A 20,633-nucleotide genomic window follows, 5' to 3' on the forward strand; every position below is an offset into this window, starting at 1 on the left:
ATTACCAGAGCAGCAAACCTGACTATCGTGCGACGCTCCGCGTCGCATGCCGTTCTGGACGCTCCGCGTCCTGTCCTGACTCTGCGGCGCGGCGCAGATCTGTGACGCGGAGCGTCACCCACGGCATTCCCACGCTGGAGCGTGAGGAACGATAATCTCAACTATCGTGGGATGCTCTGCGTCCGCTTTGAGACGCAGAGCAGCAAGCCTGCTCAACCCTCGGCAGGCTGCGAGGCCAGGGCTACGGCGCGGAACATGGCGCGGCGTTTGTTCAGGGTTTCTTCCCATTCCAGCACTGGCACGGAGTCGGCGACAATGCCGCCGCCGGCCTGTACATGCAGCTCACCATCCTTGATCACCGCAGTCCGAATCGCAATCGCCGTGTCCATGTTGCCGTTCCAGGCCAGGTAACCGACTGCGCCGCCATAGACGCCGCGTTTGACCGGCTCCAACTCGTCGATGATTTCCATGGCGCGGATCTTCGGCGCCCCGGACAGGGTGCCCGCCGGCAGAATCGCGCGCAGCGCGTCCATCGCGCTCAACCCGCTTTTCAACTGGCCTGTGACGTTGGATACGATGTGCATGACGTTGGAATAACGCTCGATGACCATTTTCTCGGTCAGTTTGACCGTGCCAATCTCGGACACCCGACCGGTATCGTTGCGGCCGAGATCGATGAGCATCAAGTGCTCGGCGATTTCCTTGTGATCGGAGAGCAGGTCTTCTTCCAGCGCGCGATCCGCCTCTTCGGTGGCGCCGCGAGGACGAGTACCGGCGATCGGACGCACAGTGATCAGATTGTCCTCGACCCGCACCAGCACTTCCGGCGAACTGCCGACGACATGGAAGTCGCCGAAGTTGAAGAAATACATATAAGGCGTCGGGTTGAAGCAGCGCAGCGCCCGATACAGATCGATCGGCGCGGCGCTGAAATCGATGGACATGCGCTGTGACGGGACCACCTGCATCACGTCGCCGGCGAGGATGTACTGCTTGATCGTATCGACCGCCGCCTCGTAATCGTCCTGGGTAAAGCTGGAACGAAACACCGGGTCGGCCGCCGGCGGCCGGTCCAGATCAAGGCCGCGGCGCGGCGTGATCGGCTGACGCAGCTTGTGCATCAGTTCATCGAGCTGTGCAACACCACTCGCGTAAGCGTCCTGTTGCGCCGGATCGATCAGCACGATGGCGTGCATCTTGCCCGCCAGGTTGTCGAACACCACGACCGCGTCAGACACCATCAGCAGGATATCCGGCACGCCCAGCGGGTCAGGGTTCGGGCAGTTGGCCAGACGCTTCTCGACATAGCGCACACAGTCGTAGCCAAAGTAGCCCACCAGCCCGCCGTTGAAGCGTGGCAGCCCGGCAATGGTCGGCACGTTGTAACGCGCCTTGAAGGTTTCGACGAAGTCCAGCGGGTCTTCGACATCCCGGCTTTCGATCTCGACGCCATCATGGGTCACGCTGACGTGATGACCATGCACGCGCATCACGGTGCGGCACGGCAGGCCGATGATCGAATAACGCCCCCACTTCTCTCCGCCCTGCACCGACTCCAGCAAGTAGGAGTTGGGCTGATCGGCAAGCTTGAGGTAGATCGACAGCGGCGTGTCGAAGTCGGCCAGGGTTTCGCGGGCAAGCGGGATGCGGTTGTAGCCTTCAGCGGCCAAACGCAGGAATTCTTCACGGTTCATGAGCAACCTCGTGGTTTGAGGACAAAACGGTCAGTAAGGCAAACGTGCCGGCAGGCCGGCCAGGATCAGGTCAGGCGCGCCAACGCCAGCGGGCCAGGGCCTTGATGACTTTCATCCAGAGTTTGCGAGTGACCACCACGATGGATTCTCTTGAGGAGGGACGTTTGATGTCGGGCAACAGTATCTCAGCGTCCATGTCCAGGCAACCGGGAATCAGTTTGCGCAGATCATCGATGACCATCGCCGGGTTTTCCTCGGCAATCGGTCGCCCGTGGTTGTAGCCATAGCTCAACGCGACGCAGGCCACACCGGCAGCCTTGGCAGCCTGCACGTCACTGCGCGAGTCGCCGACGAACAGCGATTGCGAGGCAGGGGCACCAGCCATTTTCATCACGAAGAACAGTGCAGCAGGATCAGGCTTTTTCTGCGGCATGGTGTCACCGCCGACGATCCAGCGAAAGAAACGCCCCAGCTTCATCTCGTCCAGCAGCGGCGCGACGAAGCGCTCCGGCTTGTTGGTGATGAGCGCCATTTCGACACCCATTTTCTGCAGCCACTTGAGGGTTTCGCGCACGCCGGGGTAGACCACGGTGAATTTATGCTTTTGTGCATAAGCGCGCATGAAGATTTCCAGGCCCTGCTCGGCCAGGGCGTCATCGACTCCACTGTGGTCGAGGTTGTTGGCCAGCGCGCGGCGTACCAGCACCGGCGCACCGTTGCCCACCCAGGCCCGCACCGATTCCAGCCCGGCGATCGGACGCCCCAGTTCAGAGAGCATGGTGTCCACCGCCACGGCCAGATCGGGCACCGAGTCCACCAGGGTGCCGTCCAGGTCGAACATGATCAGCTTGGGAAGCTTGCCTGCAAACAACTGCTCGAAGCCGCTCATGCGCGGGATGACGCCAGTTCTGTGCGCATCTTTTCGATCACTTCGCGGTAGTCCGGCGCATTGAAAATGGCTGAACCGGCGACGAAGGTATCAGCACCTGCCGCTGCGATTTCGCGGATATTGTTGACGTTCACGCCGCCGTCGATTTCCAGGCGGATGTCGCGTCCGGAAGCATCGATCAGGGCGCGCGCTTCACGCAGCTTGTTGAGCGTACCGGGAATGAACTTCTGCCCGCCGAAACCGGGGTTGACGCTCATGAGCAGGATCATGTCGACCTTGTCCATGACGTATTCGAGCAGGTTCAACGGCGTGGCCGGGTTGAACACCAGGCCCGCCTTGCAGCCACCCTCGCGGATCAACTGCAGCGAACGGTCGATGTGCTGGGTCGCTTCCGGGTGAAAGGTGATGTAGGTGGCACCGGCCTCGATGAAGTCGCCGATGATGCGATCCACCGGGCTGACCATCAGGTGCACGTCAATCGGTGCAGTGACGCCATATTTGCGCAGCGCGCTGCACACCATCGGACCAATGGTCAGGTTCGGGACGTAGTGATTGTCCATGACATCGAAGTGGACAAAGTCGGCGCCGCTGGACAGCACGTTGTCGACTTCCTCACCCAGACGGGCGAAGTCAGCGGAAAGAATCGATGGGGCAATAACGAAGGGCTGCATGACGCACCTGTTTGAGCAGAATCACGGTGCGCGGATTGTACGCCAAGCTTCGCCCGGAGCGGTAAGCTTCGAGCCTCGAGCCTCAAGCCTCAAGCCTCAAGCCTCAAGCCTCAAGCCTCAAGCCTCAAGCCTCAAGCCTCAAGCATTTTGATTTGCTTCTGCTTTTAGCTTGTAGCTTGTAGCTTGTAGCTTGCAGCTTGCAGCTTGCAGCTTGCAGCTTGCAGTCACTGCGCCGTTCGCAGTTTTTCGCTGCGCCCCCTCAGCCACTCCAGCACCAGCAGCAAGACCACCGAGAAGCCGATCAGCAGGGTCGCAGCGGCGGCGATGGTCGGGCTGAGGTTTTCGCGAATGCCGCTGAACATCTGCCGAGGCAGGGTCGCCTGTTCCGGCCCGGCGAGGAACAGCGTGACCACCACTTCGTCGAACGAGGTCGCGAAGGCGAACAGCGCGCCGGAAATCACCCCCGGCGCAATCAGCGGCAGCGTCACGCGCCGGAACGCGGTCAGCGGTGATGCACCGAGGCTGGCAGCAGCGCGCACCAGGTTGTGATTGAAGCCCTGCAAAGTAGCCGACACGGTGATGATCACGAACGGCACGCCCAGCACCGCATGGACCAGAATCAGCGAGGTGTAGCTATTGCCCAGGCCCAGTGGCGCGAAGAACAGGTAGCTGGCGACGCCGACGATCACCACCGGCACCACCATCGGCGAAATCACCAGGGCCATGACCAGCGCCTTGCCGGGGAAGTTGCCGCGGGTCAGGCCGATCGCCGCCAGCGTGCCGAAGCCCATCGCCAGCAGGGTCGCAGCCGGGGCGACGATCATGCTGTTCTTCAGCGCGCGCATCCACTCGGCAGAGTTGAAGAAGTCCTGATACCACTGCAACGAGAAGCCTTGCAGCGGATAGACCAGAAAGCTGCCGGAGTTGAATGACAGCGGCACGATGACCAGTACCGGCAGCACAAGAAACAGCAGCACCAGCGTGCAGATGATGCGCAAGGTGTAATACCAGAGGCGCTCGATCGGCGATGTGTAGGGGTTCAGCATGGTCACGCTCCTTAGCTCAGACGCAGGCGGCTGGCGCCGACCAGCCAGCTATAAATCAGGTACAGCACGATGGTCGCCAACAGCAGCAGCCCGCCGAGCGCGGTGGCCATGCCCCAGTTGATGCTGGTGTTGGTGTAGAACGCGACGAAATAGCTGACCATCTGATCGTTCGGGCTGCCCAGCAACGCCGGGGTGATGTAGTAGCCGATCGACAGAATGAACACCAGCAGACAGCCGGCCCCGATCCCGGCGTAGGTCTGCGGGAAGTACACGCGCCAGAAGCTCGCAAACGGGTGGCAGCCCAGCGAAATCGCCGCGCGCATGTAGGTCGGGGAAATGTTCTTCATCACGCTGTAGATCGGCAGGATCATGAACGGCAGCATGATGTGCACCATCGAGATGTACACCCCTACCCGGTTGAAAACCAGCTCCAGCGGCTTGTCGATGATGCCCATCGCCAGCAACGCACTGTTGATCAGACCGCTGGACTGCAACAACACGATCCAGGCGGCCACGCGCACCAGAATCGAGGTCCAGAACGGCAGCAACACCAGAATCATCAGCAGGTTGCTCTGCCGCGCAGGCAGGCTGGCCAGCAGGTAGGCCAGCGGATAAGCCAGCACCAGACAGATCGCGGTAATCACCAGGCCCATCCAGAACGTGCGGGCGAAGATGTCCAGATAGATCGCCTGGTCCGGAGTCGCCGGGGCGATTTCGCCGAGGTCATCGACACGATGGTCGACCGCCGCCAGCAGGTAATACGGGGTGATGCTGCTGGTATTGCGACGCACTGCCTGCCAATAGGCCGGGTCGCCCCAACGCTCGTCCAGCGCTTCGAGTGCTTCTTTATAAGAGGCCGGTTCAGTCTTGAACGGCAGCGCGCGGGCGGTCTTGCTCAGCAGGCTGCGGTATCCGGCCAGTTCGATGTTCAGACGCTTGGACAGGTCGCCCAGCGTGGAATTCTTGCGCGTTTCGGCCAGGTCCAGGCTCATTGCCTTGTAGACCGACTCGGGCGGCAGCCCTTTACCATCCCACTTTTGCACTTCGACCACGGTGGTCGGCAGCGCAGTCACGACTTCGGGGTTGCCGACGCTCTTGTACAGCAGCGCAGCGATGGGCACGAGAAACACCAACAGCAGGAAAATCACCAGCGGAGCGATCAATGCCTGAGCCTTCCAGCGGTTGACCCGCTCGGCGCGAGCGAGACGTTGCTTCAAGTTAGGGCTGGCGCCTTCAGTCAAGGGCACGGCGATGGCCATAGCGAACTCCGGAATCTTTCAACGAGGGGGCGCTCCCCGTTTCAGGGAACGCCCGGTTCTGACTCAACGCAAACGGATTACTTGGCAGCCCAGGCAGTGAAACGCTGCTCGAGGGATTCGCCGTTGTCGGTCCAGAACGCCACGTCCATCTGCACCTGATCCTTGATGTTCTCAGGCGTGGTCGGCATGTTCTGCAGGGTTTCCTTGTCCAGCAGCTTGACCGCCTGGGTGTTGGCCGGGCCGTAGGCGATGTTCTGCGAGTAGGTCTTCTGCTGCTCGGGGCTCAGCATGTAGGCGATGAACTTCTTCGCGGCATCGGCGTTTTTCGAACCCTTCGGGATGGCCCAGGCGTCGAAGTCATACACGCCACCGGTCCACACGACTTTGAGGTTGCTTTCCTTCTGCACGGCGGCGATCCGGCCGTTGTAGGCCGAGCTCATCACCACGTCACCGGAAGCGAGGTACTGCGGCGGCTGTGCGCCAGCTTCCCACCACTGAATGTTTGGCTTGAGCTCATCCAGCTTTTTGAACGCGCGGTCCTGGCCGTCTTTGCTGGCCAATACCTTGTAGACGTCTTTCGGCGCAACGCCGTCGGCCATCAGAGCGAATTCCAGGGTGTACTTGGCGCCTTTGCGCAGGCCGCGCTTGCCCGGGAATTTCTTGGTGTCCCAGAAATCGGCCCAGCCACTGGGTGCAGTGCTGACCTTGTCAGCGTTGTACGCCAGCACGGTGGACCAGACGAAGAAGCCCGCACCGCAGGTGGTGATGGCGCCAGGCACGAAGTCAGCAGCATTGCCCAGCTGTTTCGGGTCCAGCTCTTCGAACATGTCTTCGTCGCAACCACGCGCCAGTTCCGGCGATTCGACTTCTACCAGGTCCCAGGAAACGCTTTTGGTGTCGACCATGGTTTTGACCTTGGCCATCTCCCCGTTGTACTCACCGGCGATGATCTTGCCGTTGCCAGCCTTTTCCCAAGGCGCGTAAAAGGCTTTTTCCTGAGCGGCCTTGTTGGCACCGCCAAAGGAGATGACGGTAAGATCGGTGGCAGCCATGGCCTGCGCCGCGCACATCATGCCCAACGTGATGGCGGTGAACTTCAAAGACTTCAACATAGGTTCTTTTCTCCACGAGCAGTGTTGGTAAGCGATTGGGATGGGCGATCAGGTCGCCTCTGTTATTGCTTTTGTAGGTAGATCAATGCACTTGCTGCAAGGGGTCGAGCGCACGGACGTGCTCGACTTGCCAGCCGATGGGCACCACGTCGCCCACGCTCAGGCCGGGGTCCAGTTCGGCAATCGGCTGTTTGACGAAGAAGTCGTTCTTGCCGGCCACTTCCAGACGCACACGAACGTGGTCGCCCAGATAGATGAACTCGGCCACACGACCGGAAAAACGGTTGGCGCAGCTCTCGCTGCGGCCATTGAGGTTGATGCGCTCGGGACGGATCGACAGGGTGACCGGGCCACCTGGCTGACCGACATTGATTGCCAGCGCGTGGACTTTTTCGCCACGCTCCAGCTCGACCACACAGCGGTCGCCGTCCTGACTGACCAGACGTCCGTTGAGGCGGTTGTTCTCGCCGATGAAGTTGGCGACGAAGGTGTTCTTCGGTTCTTCGTATAAGCTGCGGGGCGGCGCGATCTGCTGGATCTCGCCCTGATGGAAGACCGCGACCCGGTCCGACATGGTCAGCGCTTCGCCCTGGTCGTGGGTCACATAGACCACGGTTACGCCCAGGCGCTGGTGCAGGTGCTTGATCTCCATCTGCATGTGTTCGCGCAGCTGCTTGTCGAGGGCGCCGAGCGGCTCATCCATCAGCACCAGTTGCGGTTCGAAGACCAGCGCACGCGCCAGTGCAACGCGCTGCTGCTGGCCACCGGACAGCTGCGCAGGGTAGCGATGCGCAAAGGTGTCGAGCTGGACCATGCCCAGTGCCTTTTTGACCTTCTCGCCGACGTCGGTCTTGCTCATGCCACGCACCGATAACGGGAACGCCAGGTTCTCGGCCACGGTCATGTGCGGAAACAAGGCGTAGTTCTGGAACACCATGCCGATGTCGCGTTTATGCGGTGGCACGTTGTTGATGGCGCGGCCACCGAGGAGGATTTCACCGGCCGTCGGGGTCTCGAAACCGGCCAGCATCATCAGGCTGGTGGTCTTGCCGGAGCCGGAAGGACCGAGCAGGGTCAGGAACTCGCCCTTGCGAATGTCCAGGTTGAGGTCTTTGACGATCAGTGCTTCGCCGTCGTAGCTCTTCTGCACACCACGAAAGCTGACCAGAACATCATTTGCTCCAGCGCTTGTATCGACGTCGCTCATTACCCACACCCTTGTTTTGTCTGCGTGGGCTCCAGCCTAGAGCAGCCCGAAGCCCCCGCAAATCGGTGGCCGGGAGAGAATCGCCTAGGCCGGCTGGAAGGCCAGGGGTAGGGATTGCCCTACAGAGATGGCGCGATTGGATAAGTCGGCTCAGGCATCCTTCTCGACGCACTGCGTTGCAAGAGGACGCAGAGCGTCCCGAACGGCATGCCCACGCGGAGCATGGGCACAATAGTGTTCTCAAGGACGCTTATCGTTCCTCACGCTCCGCGTGGGAATGCAGGTCTCGACGCACTGCGTCGCAAAGGGGCGCGGGGTGTCGGGTGTCGCTTTCAGACTCAGAGCAGCTTGTGCTCCATCGCGTACTTGACCAGATCGGCCAGCGAGTTGAGTTTCATTTTTTGCATCAGCCGGGCCTTGTGGGTGCTGATGGTCTTGCTGCTCAAGGCCAGTTGCTGAGCGATGTCGTTGACGTTGGCGCCCTGGGCAAGGCGCTCGAATACCGAAAACTCGCGCTCCGACAGCAGCGAGTGCAGAGGCCGGCTGTCGGTGAGGCCCACTTCAAAGACCATGCGGTCAGCCAGGTCCGGGTCGATATAACGCCCACCTGCCGCCACCCGGCGAATGGCCGTCAGCAGCAGCGCCGGGGCGCTGTCCTTGGTAGCATAACCCGCCGCGCCGACCTTCAATGCACGCGCGGCCATCTGCGCCTCATTGTGCATCGACAGCACCAGAATGGCCGGCGGGTTGGTCAGTGCGAGAATCCTCGGTATCGCCTCGAGGCCATTGACGCCGGGCATGGAGATATCCAGCAGCACCACTTCGCAGGCCACATGACGCAAGGTTTCGAGCAACTGTTCGCCGTTGCTGGCCTCGCCCACCACCTGCAGATCCCTGGCCAGACCAATCAATTGCTTGATCCCTTCACGCACGATGGTGTGGTCTTCGGCTACCAAAACACGAATCACTGTCTTCGCTCCTGTGCGAGGGTGTCCAGCGGGATATAGGCGCGCAAGGTTGTGCCCGCACCCACCTCGCTGTCCAGCTCCAGTCTGCCGCCGAGCATCAGCACCCGCTCGCGCATCCCGACCAGACCGAACGAAACCGCCCTGCCCGACTCGATGACAAAGCCCTGCCCGTCATCAGCGATGCTCATGCACATCATGCCGTCCTGCAGCGTCAGGCTGATCTCTACCGTGTGTGCGCGGGCATGGCGCATCACGTTGGTCAGCGCCTCCTGAAGGATGCGGAACATGCCCGTAGCCCTGGCATCGCTGAGCGCCGGGAGATTGTCCGGCACCTGCACCAGGCACGGAATCTGCGTACGCGCCTCGAAACGGCGTGCCTGCCATTCGATGGCCGAAGCGATACCGGCGTCGAGAATCGGTGGGCGCAAGGCCGTGGCAACATCGCGCACCAGTTGAAACAACTGAGCGATCAGGCGCTTCATGCTGTCCAGCCGCTCGCTCAGGCCAGGGTCGAGGTCGGCATAGGCCAGCTCGCACATCGACGTCTCGAGCTTCAATACCGTCAGCATCTGACCCAGCTCGTCGTGAACCTCGCGGGCAATATGCGCCTTCTCTTCTTCACGCACGCTTTCCAGATGCGCTGACAACTCACGTAACAGATCATGCGCGCGGCGCCGCTCGCTGACGTCAGTGAGAAACACCACCAAGTATTCAGCGTCACGAAAGCGCAGGAAGCTCAACGAGACATCGACAGGCAGCAGGCTGCCATCGGCGCGCAGGCAATGGGTCTCGAACACTTGCGGGCTGTCTTCGCTGGAGCGTGCGTTCTTCCACAGGTTGAGCCAGCGATCCATGTGCAGACCGGGCTCGAAATCGATCAGCGGGCGCTCGACCACCTGCCCCGGCGCATAGCCCAGCATGGATTCCGCCGCCCGGTTGGCGTAACGCACGCGGCTGTCCCAGTTGACCCAGAGGATGCCGACGGTGCTTTGATCAATGGAAAACTGCGCCAGGCGCAGCGCCGCCTCCTCTTCGACACGGCGGGCGAGTTCTTCACGCGCAGCCAGCAGCTCCTGCTCAAGCGCCTGCTGCTGGCGACGCTGCCAGATCACGATGGCGAAACACGCCAGCAACATCACCAGCAGCAGAATGCACAGGTTCTTCCAGAGTTTGGTCGACTCGATGAAATGGGATGGGGTCAGCGGCATCCAGCGCGCGTGCAACTGCTCCAGCTCCTTGGCAGGGATCGCTCGCAACGCTTCGCTGACGATGGCGGCCAGCTCCGGCATGTCGCGTCGTGAAGCCACACGCAACAATTGCGGCAGCCCGATATCCCCCACCACCGCCAACCCGGCGAACTCCGGCTCGCGCAGCAGACGACTGAGTTGCGCTTCGTCCACCACGGCATAACGAGCTTGCTGGCTGAGCAACAGCTGCAAGGCCTGGCGCTCCAGCGGCACGCCTTGCAGGTTGAGGTGCGCAAAGTTGCTGCGCAGGTAGTCGGCCGTGGTACTGGGCATGCGTACCGCGACGCGCGAAAGGCTGTCGAGTTTCTCCAAGTCCACGGCAGTGCTGCCATCACGTTCGCCGATCAACAGCTGCGAAACACGCAGATACGGGTCGGAAAACAACCACAGACGCAGGCCTGCGGGGGTTTGCATCAAGCCGGGCGCAACGTCGATTTCCCCCTTGGCCAGCGCGTTCTCCAACGCGCTCTGGTCAGGAAAATTCCGCCACAGCAAGTCGACCGGCAGCGTCGCCGCCAGCGCATTCATCAGGTCGACGTTGGCACCGGACAACTGCTGCAAGCGTTGATCGAACTGCGCGTAAGGCGCGCGCAGTACCAGCCCTACGCGCAAGGGTCCGTGCTGGTCGAGCCAGTTGCGTTGCGCTGCGCTCAACTGCGCAACGGCAGGTGTTTGAGGTTCGTCAGCCTGCGTATTCGCCATCTGAGCCATCAAGAGCAAGGCCAGGCAGCCGATAAAACCGGTGCGCAGAAGACGAATCATCAGTATGTCGCTCTCGTGTGTGCGTATCACGGCCGTGTGCCGCGCAGGCTCAGGCCTGACAAAAGCCGATCAACCCATTAGGCTGCCGGGATAGTTTCTGGCTTGGAATATCCGATGTCCTACACCTTTCGCGCAACGTTTCCTGCATTGTTTCTGTCATTGATACTGCCTTGCGCCTTGCCTGCCCTCGCAGCCGACCCGGCGCCTGACCCGGCCAAGGACGCGGCTGCAGAAGCGCCCGTCGAAAGAGCCCCGCTGCTCAGCCGCTCGCAGGAAGACGCAATAGCGCTGGAACGTCAATTGCCGCGCGAAGATCAGCAACAACTTCAGGCTGGAGACGACAGCTTTCTCGCGCTCTGGAAACCCGCCAACACTGAGGCCCCTGAAGGCGCGGTCATCATTGTGCCTGGCGACGCCGAGTCACCGGACTGGCCCGACGCTGTCGGCCCGCTGCGACGCAAGTTTCCGGATGTCGGCTGGTCGAGCCTGAGCATCACCCTGCCGGACCCGCTCGACAACACGCCAGGAGCACGCGAGCCCGATGCTGCTCCAGCAGATGCAAACACCGCCAAAGCCACTGACGCACCGAAGGAAACCCCCAAGGACGCCACCGCGACGGCAAAAGACCCGGCCGCAGAAGCCGAGGCCCTGGCTGCGGCTGAAACGGCCAAGGCTGCTGCCGACGAAGAACTCGACAAGGCTCAGGCCGAGCGCATCTTCGCGCGGATCGAAAGTGCGATCAGCTTTGCGCAGCAGAACAAGGCACGCAGTATCGTGCTGATCGGCCACAGCAGCGGCGCGTACTGGGCGGCCAGGTTCCTCAATGAGCGGACATCGCCTGTGGTGCAGAAACTGGTGATGCTGGCGGCGCGTGAGCCTATGAATGCCAAGCCTTCGCTGCTGGACATGGTGCCTCAGCTGAAAGTAAAAGCCGTCGACTTCATCTACAAAAACTCACCTGACGAGGCCGCAAAGGCCCGCCTGCAGGCCAGTAAACGCACCAAGGGGCCAGGCTTTACCCAGATCGGCCTGATCAACATCGCCGGCAGCGGAGATACCGAACAAGAGCAGCTATTCCGCCGTGTTCGTGGCTGGATAGACGCCAAAGAGGAAAAATAAGCGCCACACGCACCAGCAGGTTCAGTTGAACCCGCGTCGGGCTTTGACCACCCGATAGGCATTGTGCAACTCGCTGGTCTTCTCGGTCGCCACCCGCACTTGCTGAGGATTGGCGCCCGAACCGGCAATCTTGTCAGGATGATGGCGGCTGAGCAGACGCCGATAGGCGCGCTTGATGCTCAAAGGATCGGTGTCCGACCTTACCCCCAGCAGCGTCATCGCACTTTTGTAGTCGTCGCCGCTGCTGATCGGCGAGCGCTTCATGGGGTCGTGGTCAGCAGCCAGCGCCTCGACTTGCGGCCCTGTCCAGCCAAGCCACATCCCCCATACCCCGATCAGCTCGCGCTCGACCCGAGAAGCCTTGCCGTCCGCCCAGGCCATCCGCCAGCAGGCACGCAACATATCTTCGGCAATGTCCGGCTGCCCTTGCAGACCATGCAGATAACTGCGCAGGCCATCGCTGCCATCGCGGCCGCGCTTGAAGGCGTTGATGGCGCGCAACTGATCCGTCTCGTTCAGATTCAAACGGCGCATCTCGATACGTGCCTGGTGGATATGACTGGCCAGAACCCGTCCGCCACTTTTGGCCAGACGGCCCAGCAACACAAACAGCAGGTCATTCTGGGGGATCGTTGCACGTCCACCCAGGCGCTCACGCAGATGCGCCCAACTCTGCAGTTTCAGGCGCCGATCCAGCGCCTGACCCAATAGAGCGCCGAGCATCGCGCCTGGAATGCTGGCAATTGCATAACCGACTCCAGCGCCGATCAATGTGCCGGGCCAGAGCATTCAGCGAGTCTCCGCAAGCATCTGCTCGACTTCAGCCAGACGCTCGTGGGTGCCGACATCGACCCAGCGCCCTCTGTAGTACTCACCCGTGACCAGCCCCTTATGCATCGCCTCGCGCAACAGCGGCGCGAGCTTGAACGCGCCGGGCTCGCAGTTGGCAAACAGCTGTGGATGGAGGATGGCGATACCGCTGTAGGTCAGCCGCTGCCCCGCCGAATCGTCGTCGCGCACCTGACCATCGACCAGCGAGAAATCACCTGTCGGATGATGCGCGGGGTTATCGACCAGTACCAGGTGCGCAAGGCCTTCAAGCGGCACGCGCAATGCGCCGAAGTCGTAATCGGTCCAGATATCCCCGTTGATCACCACGAACGGCTCCAGGCCAAGCAATGGCAACGCCCGCTGTATGCCGCCTCCCGTTTCCAGCGGCATGCCTTCGGGGGAGTAACGGATGCTCAGGTCGAAACGCTGACCGTCGCCCAGGTAATCCTCGATCTGCTGGCCCAGCCACGCATGGTTGATGACCAACTGGTGAAACCCTGCATTGCGCAAGGCGTTCAGGTGGTATTCGATCAACGGTACATCCCCGACACGCACCAACGGTTTGGGCGTGTGCAGGGTCAACGGGCGCATTCGCTCGCCTTTACCGGCAGCGAGAATCATCGCTTTCATGCAGTCCTCTTCGACACAATCAAGATCTTTTCCAAAATGGCCATCTTTCAAAGCGACCCTGTATAAACCGGCTCTCTCTCGTTGGCCGTCTCTGTCATTTCAGACAGCGGCGTCTACCGGCTGCAGACTGGTAAGCAATTGCCCGAGCTGCGCCAGCTCTGGGCGACGTGACAGTACCGCCTCTATATAAGCGAAAAAGCGCGGAACGTCTTCCAGGTAGCGAGGCTTTCCATCGCGATGGCAAATGCGCGCAAAAATGCCGATCACCTTCAAATGTCGCTGTACGCCCATCAGATCACTGGCGCGCTCGAAAGCGGCAAAGTCTTCCTGTACCGGAATACCGATGGCCCGCGCCTGATCCCAGTAGGTGCGCAGCCAGTCACTCACGCGCTCCTGTGGCCAGCTCAGGAATGCGTCCTTGAACAGGCATGTCACGTCATAGGTAACCGGGCCGTAGACCGCGTCCTGGAAATCCAGCACGCCCGGGTTGGGCTCGCTGATCATCAGGTTGCGCGGCATATAGTCACGATGCACCAGCACTTTGGGCTGTGCCAGGGCGCTGTTGATCAGCAGCTCGCTGACCTGCTGCCAGTCGCTCAGTTGCGCCTCGTCCATCTCGACACCCAGGTGCCGCTTTACGTACCACTCGGGAAACAGCTCCAGCTCACGGCGCAGCAACGCGACGTCATAGCTGGGCAATGGCGCGTCCATAGGCAGTTGCTGGTAGGCCAGCAACGCCTGGATAGCATCAGCGAACAAGGCATCGGCATTGTCGGCGTCAATGACATCCAGATAAGTCTGACGGCCCAGATCGTTGAGCAGCAAAAAGCCTTGTGTCAGGTCTTCGGCATAAATTTTTGGAACATTAATGCCCGACTTTTCCAATAAATGAGCGATATCCACGAACGGTTTGCAGTTTTCCTGCGGTGGGGGGGCGTCCATGACAATAAAAGTTCGGCCCGCACCCTCCCAGCGAAAATAACGGCGAAAACTTGCGTCACTACTGGCCGCAGTCAATGTAGCCGGGGGCACGGCGCCCCAACCGTGCGCCGAAAACAGCGCCGGCAACTGCTCATCGAGCCAAACTTTCAGGGATTGCAGGCGTATATCTTGATCTGACATTACAAGGGTCTCCGACGGCGCTAGCCGTCAAGCGGGTCATGCTTTATTATCCGGAATCTTTTTCAGCCCATCGAGAGGCGTGCGGCCCCCCCGCGGGCAGATGGCGCGCAGGAAGCCCGGACTAATAAGATGGCATTGAAATCCCCCGCGTTTCGTAAAAAATTTCCGTTGCTCGTAACCGGCAGTCTGCTGGCGATGCAACCTCTGGCCACTCAGTTCGTGGTCGCCGCGGAACAGTATGACTGCTCAGTCTCTGCTTCGGGTGCCTGGAACTGTGCGCCGAAATCCAATGCTGCTGCAGTGGATCTGCCTCCGCGCCCCGTGCATGACACGACGTCGGTCAGCTCCAACGGCACGGTCACCTCACAAGGCACCTCTTCGGGTGAACAGTCTGCGGGTACGCAACTGGTCACTGAAGCCAAGGGCAAAGGTCTGAAGTCGCGTAGTGCTGACTACAGCCACCTCGATTGGGTTCCTCGCGAAAAGCTTACCGCAGCGCAACTGGCCGAGACCGGCCCGTATTGCTCGGGTGCCTACGTCGAGCCGATCCGTCCTGGCATGGACGACAAGACGCCGATGAAAGACGCGCCGATGTTCGTGGGAGCCAAGGCTTCGCGTTACGAACAGGACGCGCAGGTCGCAACGCTGGCCGGTGATGTGGTGATGCGCCAGGGCAGCATGCAGGTGCAGGCCCAGGAGGCTGCACTGCATCAGGCCGAGAACCGTGGCGAGCTGAACGGCGATGTCCGTCTGCGCGACAACGGTGCGCTGATCGTCGGTGACAAGGCCGAACTGCAACTCGACACCGGCGAAGCCCGTGTCGACAACGCCGAGTACGTCCTGCACAAGTCGAACATTCGCGGTAACGCCCTGTACGCCAAGCGTGCAGAGAACGCGATCATCCGGCTCAAGGACGGTACCTACACGACGTGCGAGCCGAACAGCAACGCCTGGACGCTCAAGGGCAACAACATCACGCTGAACCCGGCCACCGGCTTCGGTACAGCGACCAACGTTACCCTGCGGGTCAAGGACATACCGGTTCTGTACACGCCGTATATCTACTTCCCGATCGACGACCGTCGTCAGTCCGGTTTCCTGCCGCCGACCATTGCAGCAGGTGGCGACAACGGCTTCACGCTGGTCACCCCGTACTACTTCAACCTGGCACCGAACTACGACGCCACGTTGTACCCGCGTTACATGGCTGATCGTGGCTTGCTGATGGAAGGCGAGTTCCGCTACCTGACCAAGGGCAGCGAAGGTCAGTTTGGCGGCGCGTACCTGAACGACGAGAATGACGACCGCAAACAGCAGTCCGATTACGACAAGACCCGCTGGATGATCAACTGGCAGCACAAGGGCGGGCTTGATACGCGCTGGCTGACCCAGGTCGATTACACCGATATCAGTGATCCGTATTACTTCCAGGATCTGGAAACCGATCAGATCGGCGTAAAAAGAACAGACTTCCTCAACCAGCAGGGCTCCCTGACCTACCGTGGCGACAGCTTCTCGGCAGTGCTCAATGCTCAGGCCTACAAGCTGGCGACGGTTGCCAACGTTACGCCGTACAACCGCCTGCCTCAGCTGACGCTCAACGGTACGTTGCCCTACAACCCCGGCGGCCTGAAGTTCGATTATCAGACCGAAGCCGTCCGCTTCGAGCGTGATCTGCGCAGCGGCGCGTTCATCGATGAAGATGGCAACTCCGAAACACGTCTGGACAACAACATCTCCGGCCTGGCTCGCGCCAACGGTGATCGCCTGAACCTGGCACCGTCGGTCAGCTTGCCGATGAACTGGACCTATGGCTTCCTGACGCCGAAGCTGAAGTATGTCTACACGCAATACGATCTGGATCTGGACAGCCAGGGCAAAAACACCCTGCTGGCCGGCGAAGAGTACAGCAGCAGCCAAAGCCGCAGCGTACCGATCTTCAGCGTCGACAGCGGTCTGTACTTCGACCGCAATACCAACTGGTTCGGCAAGGATTACCGCCAGACCCTGGAGCCGCGCCTGTTCTATCTCTATGTTCCCGAGAAAGACCAGACCGATATCCCGGTATTCGACACCAGCGAAAGCACGTTCAACTATGCCTCGCTGTTCCGTGACAACCGTTTCACCGGCTCCGACCGCATCGGCGACGAGAACAAACTGTCGCTGGGCGTCACCAACCGCTGGATCGAGGACAACGGCTTCGAACGTCAACGCTTCAGCATCGGTCAGGCGCTGTATTTCGAAGACCGCAAGGTGCAGTTGCCAGGCGTGGTGTTTGCTGATCGTGATGATGCGCGTTCCAACGTTTCGCCTTACGCACTGGAATACGAATACCGCTTCAACCGCGACTGGCGCTTCAACTCCGATTTCAACTGGGATCCGGACAGCCGAAGCACCCGTTCGGGCAGCGCAATGTTCCACTACCAGCCTGAAGACAACCCGAACAAGGTCGTCAACCTCGGCTATCGCTATCGTAACGACCAGATTCGTTACGACGAAAGCACCGGCCGTTGGGTCGTGGGCGGTGGCGACTACGGCACTCCGGGTTCGCCAAACTACGTGAAGGACTACTACAAGATTCAGCAGCACGATTTCTCGGTCATCTGGCCGATCGTGCCGCAGTGGAGCCTGATCAGCCGTTGGCAGTATGACTACAACCGTGAACGCACCATCGAAGCTTTCGGCGGGTTCGAGTACGACAACTGCTGCTGGAAAATGCGCCTGGTCAATCGTTACTGGATCGACTACGACGAATTCAGCCAGGCAGCACCTCAGAACGAGAAAGGCGACCGCGGCATATTCCTACAAATCGTGTTGAAGGGGCTCGGCGGTGTAACTGGCGCCAAGGTAGACAGCTTCCTCGACAAAGGCATCCAAGGTTATCGTGAACGTGAAGACCAAGCTTTCTGATTGTCTGCGCCCGCTGATGCTGGGCGCGTTACTCCTGAGCGGTGCAGTGCATGCTGCGGTTCAACCTCTGGACAGTGTCGTGGCCATCGTCGACAACGACGTGATCATGAAAAGCCAGATGGACCAGCGTGTACGTGAAGTTCAGCAGACCATTGCCAAGCGTGGCTCTGGTGTACCGCCTGCCGAAGCCCTGCAACCACAGGTTCTGGATCGTCTGATTCTGGAAAACCTGCAGTTGCAGATGGGCGAACGGTCTGGCATTCGAGTCTCCGACGAAGAGCTGAACCAGGCCATCGGCACCATTGCCCAGCGCAACAACATGAGCGTGGAGCAGTTCCGCGCCGCGCTGGCGCATGACGGCCTGTCCTATAACGATGCGCGCGAACAGGTGCGCCGGGAAATGATCATCAGCCGCGTGCGTCAGCGCCGGGTGGCCGAACGTATCCAGGTGTCCCAGCAGGAAGTGAAGAACTTCCTCGCCTCCGATATGGGCAAGGCTCAGCTGTCTGAAGAGTTTCACCTGGCCAACATTCTGATCGCCACACCTGACAGCGCTTCTTCGGACGCCATCCAGGCCGCAGCGGTCAAGGCCAAGGGTATCTACGACCAGCTGAAGAAAGGTGCTGACTTCACCCGTCTTGCAGCCACCTCCTCGTCCAGCGAAAACGCACTGGAAGGCGGCGACATGGGCTGGCGCAAGGCTGCACAGTTGCCACCACCCTTCGGCGACATGCTCAGCTCGATGCCGGTCGGTGACGTAACGCCTCCTGCGCGTACGCCGGGTGGTTTCATCATTCTCAAGCTGCTGGAAAAGCGTGGCGGTCAGGGTCAGGCGCAAATGCGTGATGAAGTGCATGTGCGTCATATCCTGATCAAGCCAAGCGAAATCCGTAATGAGGAAGAGACCAAGCGTCTTGCCCAGAAGATCTACGACCGCATCGAGAACGGCGAAGATTTCGCCGAGCTGGCAAAAAGCTTTTCGGAAGATCCGGGTTCTGCACTCAATGGCGGCGATCTGAACTGGGTTGATCCCAATTCTCTGGTTCCGGAATTCCGTCAGGTCATGAGCGAAACACCACAAGGCGTCTTGTCCAAACCGTTCCAGACCCAGTACGGCTGGCATGTCCTCGAAGTGCTCGGTCGTCGCTCCACGGACGCTACCGATCAGGCTCGCGAACAGCAGGCGCTGAACGTACTGCGTAACCGCAAGTACGACGAAGAGCTGCAAACCTGGCTGCGTCAGATCCGCGACGAAGCCTACGTTGAAATCAAACTCCCTGGCGCGACCCAGGCTGCACAGTGAAACCCAAGCGTTTCGCACTGACACCCGGCGAGCCGGCCGGCATAGGTCCTGACCTTTGCCTGCTGCTCGCCACGCAGCCTCAGCCATACCCCCTGATTGCCATTACCAGCCGTGACCTGCTCCTGGAGCGGGCCGCGCAACTGGGTGTAGCGGTCAGTCTGATCGATGTCACCCCCGAAGCGTTTCCCGACCTGCCTGCACCTGCCGGCAGTCTGTACGTCTGGGATACGCCACTGGCTGCTCCGGTGGAAACCGGCGTACTGAACAAGGCCAACGCGGCGTTCGTCCTGCAAACCCTGACCCGCGCCGGCCAGGGCTGCCTGGATGGGCTGTTCAGCGGCATGGTCACCGCCCCGGTGCACAAAGGCGTCATCAACGACGGCGGTATCGCGTTTTCCGGACACACCGAATTTCTCGCTGAACTGACTCACACCGAACAGGTGGTGATGATGCTGGCAACCGGCGACCTGCGCGTGGCACTGGTGACCACTCACCTGCCGTTGCGCGATGTGGCCGACGCTATCACAGCGGATCGTCTGGAGCGCGTGACACGCATCCTGCACGCTGATCTGGTCACCAAGTTCGGCATTGCCCACCCACGCATTCTGGTCTGCGGCCTCAACCCTCATGCCGGCGAAAGCGGGCATCTGGGTCGTGAGGAAATCGACATCATCGAACCTGCTCTGGAGCGCCTGCGCAGCGAAGGCCTGGACTTGCGCGGCCCGCTGCCTGCAGACACTCTGTTTACCCCCAAATATCTGGAGCACTGCGATGCAGTGCTGGCGATGTACCACGATCAGGGCCTGCCCGTGCTGAAATACAAAGGTTTCGGCGCAGCGGTCAATGTGACGCTCGGCCTGCCAATCATCCGCACCTCTGTCGATCACGGCACGGCGCTGGACCTGGCTGGCACCGCGAACATCGACACCGGCAGCCTGCACGTCGCACTGCAAACCGCCTACCAGATGGCCGAGCCCCATTCATGACCGAGCAATACCAACACCGGGCGCGCAAGCGCTTCGGGCAGAACTTCCTGCACGACGCAGGCGTTATCGACAAGATCCTGCGTGCCATCCGTGCCAGACCTGAAGACCGGCTGCTGGAAATCGGGCCGGGCCAGGGCGCACTGACCGAGGGCCTGCTCGACAGCGGCGCTCAGCTGGACGTGGTCGAGCTGGACAAGGACCTGATCCCGATCCTGAACGGTCAGTTCGCCAGCAAGCCGAACTTCAACCTGCATCAGGGCGATGCACTGAAGTTCGACTTCAACACCCTCGGCGCAGACCCGCGCAGCCTGCGGGTGGTGGGCAACCTGCCGTACAACATCTCGACACCGCTGATTTTTCACCTGCTGCAGAACGCCAGCCTGATCCGCGACATGCACTTCATGCTGCAAAAGGAAGTGGTCGAGCGCATGGCTGCCGGACCCGGCGGCGGTGACTGGGGTCGTCTGTCGATCATGGTCCAGTACCATTGCCGCGTGGAACACCTGTTCAACGTCGGACCGGGTGCGTTCAACCCGCCGCCGAAAGTGGACTCGGCCATTGTGCGCCTCGTCCCATACGAAACACTGCCGCACCCTGCCAAGGATCACCGTGTGCTGGAGCGCATCGTGCGTGAAGCGTTCAACCAGCGTCGCAAGACCTTGCGCAACACGCTCAAGCTGCTGTTGACCAGCGATGAGATCACCGCTTCCGGAGTAGACGGCAGCTTGCGCCCCGAGCAGCTCGATCTGGCTGCATTCGTTCGTCTGGCGGACACTCTCAGCGAAAAAGTTGTGACAGAGTGAACCCTGGGGACAAGTAAACGGCAGGCTCAGTCGTCATTTTCCGCTTACTTGTCCTAGACTGATCTACCTGCCGC

At 60.7% G+C, this 20,633-nt stretch carries 17 protein-coding genes; 5 read left to right on the top strand and 12 right to left on the bottom strand.

Translation table 11 applies throughout. From position 1 onward, the window contains the following. Positions 1-212: 212 nt before the first annotated feature. From trpE to KUIN1_RS24270, 9 genes are all read right to left on the bottom strand, one after another. Positions 213-1,694: an anthranilate synthase component I gene (gene trpE / locus KUIN1_RS24230; protein WP_024642330.1), complete on the bottom strand. Its 1,482-nt coding sequence runs from the start codon at positions 1,692-1,694 to the stop codon at positions 213-215. 70 nt (positions 1,695-1,764) lie between these two features. After that, positions 1,765-2,583 carry a phosphoglycolate phosphatase gene (locus tag KUIN1_RS24235; RefSeq protein ID WP_024651921.1) on the bottom strand — a complete coding sequence of 273 codons (819 nt, stop codon included), beginning with the start codon at positions 2,581-2,583 and terminating at the stop codon, positions 1,765-1,767. Further along, complete coding sequence (gene rpe, locus KUIN1_RS24240; protein ID WP_003304938.1) at positions 2,580-3,254, bottom strand: ribulose-phosphate 3-epimerase; 675 nt, start codon at positions 3,252-3,254, stop codon at positions 2,580-2,582. Before rpe ends, KUIN1_RS24235 begins: the two co-directional genes overlap by 4 nt. 224 nt (positions 3,255-3,478) lie before the next feature. Next, positions 3,479-4,300 carry an ABC transporter permease gene (locus KUIN1_RS24245; protein ID WP_024638077.1) on the bottom strand — a complete coding sequence of 274 codons (822 nt, stop codon included), beginning with the start codon at positions 4,298-4,300 and terminating at the stop codon, positions 3,479-3,481. An 11-nt stretch (positions 4,301-4,311) separates the two neighbouring features. Next, positions 4,312-5,559 carry an ABC transporter permease gene (locus KUIN1_RS24250; protein ID WP_003402025.1) on the bottom strand — a complete coding sequence of 416 codons (1,248 nt, stop codon included), beginning with the start codon at positions 5,557-5,559 and terminating at the stop codon, positions 4,312-4,314. 77 nt (positions 5,560-5,636) lie between these two features. Continuing rightward, on the bottom strand, positions 5,637-6,671 hold the full coding sequence (locus KUIN1_RS24255) for a polyamine ABC transporter substrate-binding protein (protein ID WP_003394920.1): 1,035 nt from the start codon (positions 6,669-6,671) through the stop codon (positions 5,637-5,639). Between the two features lie 82 nt (positions 6,672-6,753). Continuing rightward, a complete protein-coding gene (locus KUIN1_RS24260) occupies positions 6,754-7,878 on the bottom strand; it encodes an ABC transporter ATP-binding protein (protein WP_003411754.1) in 1,125 nt (374 codons plus the stop codon). Between the two features lie 338 nt (positions 7,879-8,216). After that, positions 8,217-8,846 (bottom strand): response regulator, encoded by a 630-nt coding sequence (locus KUIN1_RS24265; protein WP_032655950.1) that lies wholly within the window; start codon positions 8,844-8,846, stop codon positions 8,217-8,219. Continuing rightward, entirely contained in the window at positions 8,843-10,855 is a 2,013-nt protein-coding gene (locus tag KUIN1_RS24270) for a sensor histidine kinase (protein ID WP_103754723.1), read from the bottom strand. Before KUIN1_RS24270 ends, KUIN1_RS24265 begins: the two co-directional genes overlap by 4 nt. A gap of 114 nt (positions 10,856-10,969) precedes the next feature. Here KUIN1_RS24270 and KUIN1_RS24275 point away from each other — a divergent pair, with 114 nt between their 5' ends. Continuing rightward, positions 10,970-11,974 carry an alpha/beta hydrolase family protein gene (locus KUIN1_RS24275; RefSeq protein ID WP_152092335.1) on the top strand — a complete coding sequence of 335 codons (1,005 nt, stop codon included), beginning with the start codon at positions 10,970-10,972 and terminating at the stop codon, positions 11,972-11,974. A gap of 21 nt (positions 11,975-11,995) precedes the next feature. Here KUIN1_RS24275 and KUIN1_RS24280 read toward each other — a convergent pair whose 3' ends face one another. The 3 genes from KUIN1_RS24280 to KUIN1_RS24290 all read right to left on the bottom strand — a co-directional run bounded on the left by KUIN1_RS24280 (position 11,996) and on the right by KUIN1_RS24290 (position 14,557). Further along, positions 11,996-12,763, bottom strand: coding sequence for a DnaJ domain-containing protein (locus tag KUIN1_RS24280; RefSeq protein WP_152092336.1), 768 nt, complete (start codon positions 12,761-12,763; stop codon positions 11,996-11,998). Next, entirely contained in the window at positions 12,764-13,435 is a 672-nt protein-coding gene (murU, locus tag KUIN1_RS24285; RefSeq protein ID WP_172980080.1) for an N-acetylmuramate alpha-1-phosphate uridylyltransferase MurU, read from the bottom strand. It abuts the gene before it with no gap. Positions 13,436-13,534: 99 nt separating this feature from the next. Further along, positions 13,535-14,557 (bottom strand): aminoglycoside phosphotransferase family protein, encoded by a 1,023-nt coding sequence (locus KUIN1_RS24290; protein WP_011269130.1) that lies wholly within the window; start codon positions 14,555-14,557, stop codon positions 13,535-13,537. A 129-nt stretch (positions 14,558-14,686) separates the two neighbouring features. Between KUIN1_RS24290 and KUIN1_RS24295 the strand changes: the two genes are divergently transcribed. The 4 genes from KUIN1_RS24295 to rsmA are packed head-to-tail and all read left to right on the top strand — an operon-like array spanning position 14,687 to position 20,559. Then, positions 14,687-17,467 carry an LPS-assembly protein LptD gene (locus KUIN1_RS24295; protein ID WP_011269131.1) on the top strand — a complete coding sequence of 927 codons (2,781 nt, stop codon included), beginning with the start codon at positions 14,687-14,689 and terminating at the stop codon, positions 17,465-17,467. Next, positions 17,448-18,770: a peptidylprolyl isomerase gene (locus tag KUIN1_RS24300; RefSeq protein WP_024639777.1), complete on the top strand. Its 1,323-nt coding sequence runs from the start codon at positions 17,448-17,450 to the stop codon at positions 18,768-18,770. Before KUIN1_RS24295 ends, KUIN1_RS24300 begins: the two co-directional genes overlap by 20 nt. Then, positions 18,767-19,756 carry a 4-hydroxythreonine-4-phosphate dehydrogenase PdxA gene (gene pdxA / locus KUIN1_RS24305; RefSeq protein WP_152092338.1) on the top strand — a complete coding sequence of 330 codons (990 nt, stop codon included), beginning with the start codon at positions 18,767-18,769 and terminating at the stop codon, positions 19,754-19,756. The genes KUIN1_RS24300 and pdxA overlap by 4 nt, the downstream gene beginning before the upstream one ends. Further along, positions 19,753-20,559 carry a 16S rRNA (adenine(1518)-N(6)/adenine(1519)-N(6))-dimethyltransferase RsmA gene (gene rsmA, locus KUIN1_RS24310; protein WP_011269133.1) on the top strand — a complete coding sequence of 269 codons (807 nt, stop codon included), beginning with the start codon at positions 19,753-19,755 and terminating at the stop codon, positions 20,557-20,559. Before pdxA ends, rsmA begins: the two co-directional genes overlap by 4 nt. Positions 20,560-20,633 lie beyond the last annotated feature (74 nt).

It is taken from the genome of Pseudomonas sp. KUIN-1, from assembly GCF_009176725.1.
Lineage (GTDB): Bacteria > Pseudomonadota > Gammaproteobacteria > Pseudomonadales > Pseudomonadaceae > Aquipseudomonas > Aquipseudomonas fragariae.

Coding starts and splice junctions, on each gene's coding strand:
- murU (WP_172980080.1), bottom strand. CDS start 13,435: ATGAAAGCGATGATTCTCGCTGCCGGTAAAGGCGAGCGAATGCGCCCG.
- KUIN1_RS24255 (WP_003394920.1), bottom strand. CDS start 6,671: ATGTTGAAGTCTTTGAAGTTCACCGCCATCACGTTGGGCATGATGTGC.
- KUIN1_RS24250 (WP_003402025.1), bottom strand. CDS start 5,559: ATGGCCATCGCCGTGCCCTTGACTGAAGGCGCCAGCCCTAACTTGAAG.
- KUIN1_RS24290 (WP_011269130.1), bottom strand. CDS start 14,557: ATGTCAGATCAAGATATACGCCTGCAATCCCTGAAAGTTTGGCTCGAT.
- KUIN1_RS24235 (WP_024651921.1), bottom strand. CDS start 2,583: ATGAGCGGCTTCGAGCAGTTGTTTGCAGGCAAGCTTCCCAAGCTGATC.
- trpE (WP_024642330.1), bottom strand. CDS start 1,694: ATGAACCGTGAAGAATTCCTGCGTTTGGCCGCTGAAGGCTACAACCGC.
- rsmA (WP_011269133.1), top strand. CDS start 19,753: ATGACCGAGCAATACCAACACCGGGCGCGCAAGCGCTTCGGGCAGAAC.
- KUIN1_RS24295 (WP_011269131.1), top strand. CDS start 14,687: ATGGCATTGAAATCCCCCGCGTTTCGTAAAAAATTTCCGTTGCTCGTA.
- KUIN1_RS24275 (WP_152092335.1), top strand. CDS start 10,970: ATGTCCTACACCTTTCGCGCAACGTTTCCTGCATTGTTTCTGTCATTG.
- KUIN1_RS24260 (WP_003411754.1), bottom strand. CDS start 7,878: ATGAGCGACGTCGATACAAGCGCTGGAGCAAATGATGTTCTGGTCAGC.
- KUIN1_RS24270 (WP_103754723.1), bottom strand. CDS start 10,855: ATGATTCGTCTTCTGCGCACCGGTTTTATCGGCTGCCTGGCCTTGCTC.
- rpe (WP_003304938.1), bottom strand. CDS start 3,254: ATGCAGCCCTTCGTTATTGCCCCATCGATTCTTTCCGCTGACTTCGCC.
- KUIN1_RS24245 (WP_024638077.1), bottom strand. CDS start 4,300: ATGCTGAACCCCTACACATCGCCGATCGAGCGCCTCTGGTATTACACC.
- KUIN1_RS24280 (WP_152092336.1), bottom strand. CDS start 12,763: ATGCTCTGGCCCGGCACATTGATCGGCGCTGGAGTCGGTTATGCAATT.